This is a genomic window from Candidatus Obscuribacterales bacterium (assembly GCA_036703605.1).
Taxonomy (GTDB): domain Bacteria; phylum Cyanobacteriota; class Cyanobacteriia; order RECH01; family RECH01; genus RECH01.
Map to the genome: position 1 here is coordinate 1 of DATNRH010000854.1, position 3,164 is coordinate 3,164.

Here is a 3,164-nt window from a genome sequence, read left to right on the forward strand (position 1 = left end):
CCCTCGCAAACGATTACATCCCCCAATACAGGAAAGCGATCGCCGATGCTATAGACGCCGGTATTCTCCCTCTCCATGAACAGACGAGTCACTCCTATTCTTATACCCAATATATGACGGGCTTACAGATGGAGCGCTCTGAACATTACGCTCTCACATTTCTTAAATATGATCAAGATACCTATGCCAACCTTCGGCAAAGCAGTGTTAAGCGAAATGCCCAACGGCTTGATAATTTGCAAGTTGTGCCCATAGAAGCCTTCATGAGACGGGCTACAGCACTTCTAGCCCACGATTCATCAGAAGAGTTAGCGATCGCTCTCTGTGCTCTCACGGGTCGCCGCCATACAGAAATCGTCTCTCGTGGGCAATTAACGCTAGGCTCAGACCACGAGTTTGTTCTCTCGTTTCATGGACAACAAAAGAAAAAGAGTCCTGTCGGCAGCTTCAATATTCTCTCTCTCATTCCCGCCTCAGAGCTATTGCCCCATTTTAAGCGGTTCCGGAAGATGCCTAAGGTTGCACCTTTGGTAGGACGTCCCCATGATGATCCCCTTATTCAAGCATTCCATACAAGAGTGAATTACCGCATGGCAGATGCTTTTGGGGATGTTCTAGGCGTTCCTCAAGGATTTGAACGGTTAACCATTCATCGACTACGAGGTGTCTATGCAGCGATCGCTGTTCACTTCTTCTGTCCTGAAATGAGGAATGAAGGCCGCTTCTTACAGCAGTATCTTGGGCATGACCTCGGTAGCGCCGCCATTCAGCATTATCAGCACTATCGCCTCGTTAATGACCAAGGAAATCTCCTGCGTGCCAGAGGCGTGAAGCTATCTGCCTATGGTCTTCCAGCGCTGCAAATGGATGATTTGGATCAGCTGAATCTAGAGGTTGATGATCTCCCCAATCCTGTCCCCAGCCCTAGCCCAGATCCTAGCAGGGATGAGCAGCCCCAGCATGATGACGTTGCCCGTCTCACCGCAGAAGTCAATCGATTACGATCGCTCTTGAGAGATACACAAGACACTCTGATCACGGTTCAGCAAGAGCGCGACTATGCGACAGCTCAACTGGATAGGCTGCGAACCATCATGGGCTCAACTCAACAACACTATCCTGCGGTGAGTAAGCAACTACACCAGTCTGCCCTAGAGAGAGCGATCGCTATCGTTAATGCCATCAAGCAATGGAACCTTTCAGACCACCAACCCACCTGGGCAATCACAGCTAGCCTCCTAGAACGGGAATTCCATATCAACCGCAAAGCTGCTCAATCCTTTATCGCAGATTTTGAAGATGATATCCAAACTCATCATCAACGCATTGGCGTTACCAATCCTAGAAGCCATAACCGCTACAACAACCCAAGTGAACTTAAAGCCTTCATCCAGCAGACCTAGCCTTGACGCTCCTCAAGCCGCATATGCGTATAATACATGGACAAACATCACGCACTATTGGTTGGAACGAGTGCTAATCCCGATTCATGCGTATAGACTATCCACTTATGTATACAGCACGATAGAGTTGATGAATATCCCTGTATGAACAACCCAACCGTCTCCACTCTACCTAGCGATCGCTTCCTCTATACGCCCCCGCCCTCAGCTCTCTCCGCCAAGCAAATTCTCATTAAGCCCAATCTCGGCTATCCGGTTCCTCATCCAGTAACCGTTAGTCTCCATGTCCTCACTCAAGTTATAAAAGGCATTCAACTCGCCAATCCTCAAGCCGACATTTTGATCGTCGAAGGGGTCTGCTCTGCCCGATCCTTAGACGACATCGCGGCCACCCTGACGATTCAACCTCTGATCAAAGATAAGATACATTTATTAGACGCTGATACCCTCCCCCTAACCGATTATCCCAACCGTTGCACTAAGCCTGTACGCTTCAGCTCCATGTGGGCTCCTGCCCTCTTACAGGAAGTCGATTGCCGGATTAGCCTTGGGGCATTCAAGTCTACCCAACTCAAGGGAGAGACATTAATTTCCGCATCCCTTAAAAATTTATACGGTCTATTCCCCCGATCGCGCTATAAGGCTCGCAGTCCCAACTCTCGGGGCCAGCTTCACCGACCATCCGTGCCGCTGATTTTACAAGATGTCTATGGCTGCATCGGACATCTGTTTGATGCCGGGGTTGTCGATGCTACCTATATGTACACCAGTCCTGACTGGAAGCCCGATCGCTCTGGAACTGGAACATTTCTCAATCAGGTGATCGTGGGCTCTAGTCTCCTTGCGATTGATCAAGCCGCTTGCGAACTTGCCCAAGTTCCCATTCCCCCCTATATAGAAGGCATTCGACAGAACTGTCCTTTTGCCACCTAGGAACGTGATGGATGTCAGTAATCCACAGGCGGTTGGCGACTCATCGCCACGCCCAGAACCAAAAGATGTTAACTTTGATGAAGGAGATTTAATAGCGCGTATCCATGATTATGTCTAGATTTCAGCAATTTATCAGCTTTTTACTTTCCGCCTTGCTTGGCATAGGGCTACTATCTCAACCCGCCTATGCGGCCAGTTCCGCTGCCATTCGAGCCTATGACGATGTTACGCCCACCACTAAGAGCTATGCAGGGGAAACGCTGATTCAAGCGCAATTTAATAATGCGACGTTAGAAGGCGCTGATTTTAGTGGGGCAGATCTGCGTGGAGCTGTGTTTAATGGTTCAGTTCTGAAGAATGCTCGCTTTCACAGCGCTGACCTCAGCGATAGCATTGCCTACTTGAGTAATTTAGCCGGAGCTGATTTCACAGATGCTGTCTTAACCTCAGCGATGTTGCTGAAGTCAAACTTTAGAGGAGCCTTGGTTAATGGGGCGGATTTCAGCTATGCCATGCTGGATCGAGAACAGGTTCTGCGTCTTTGTGAAACGGCCAGCGGCGTGAACCCAGTCACTGGCGTCGATACTCGTGAATCTCTTGGATGCCCGTAGCGATCGCATCGGCTGTTACTGTGCAAGGGTGCGATCGCTACGGAGATGTCTAAATCAACCAGCTCCATGTGTGGATATCATTATTCCACACGGGAGCGATCGCCCTTGGCTAGGCGTTGAGTTTTGTGGCTACTTCTGTCAAACGCTGACCAATCGCCATGACGCCTTCTTGCTGCTTCTCATCACTCAACTGTCCCTGATCGTTAAAGGCTTGATA

Annotated in this window: 3 protein-coding genes; all 3 read left to right on the top strand. The window is 49.5% G+C overall.

The features are described 5' to 3' along the window. The coding region (locus V6D20_17605) for a protelomerase family protein (GenBank protein HEY9817599.1) at positions 1–1,403 on the top strand (1,403 nt) is incomplete at its 5' end. A 144-nt stretch (positions 1,404–1,547) separates the two neighbouring features. Further along, positions 1,548–2,336: a DUF362 domain-containing protein gene (locus V6D20_17610; GenBank protein HEY9817600.1), complete on the top strand. Its 789-nt coding sequence runs from the start codon at positions 1,548–1,550 to the stop codon at positions 2,334–2,336. Positions 2,337–2,440: 104 nt separating this feature from the next. Next, complete coding sequence (locus V6D20_17615) at positions 2,441–2,947, top strand: pentapeptide repeat-containing protein (protein ID HEY9817601.1); 507 nt, start codon at positions 2,441–2,443, stop codon at positions 2,945–2,947. Positions 2,948–3,164 lie beyond the last annotated feature (217 nt).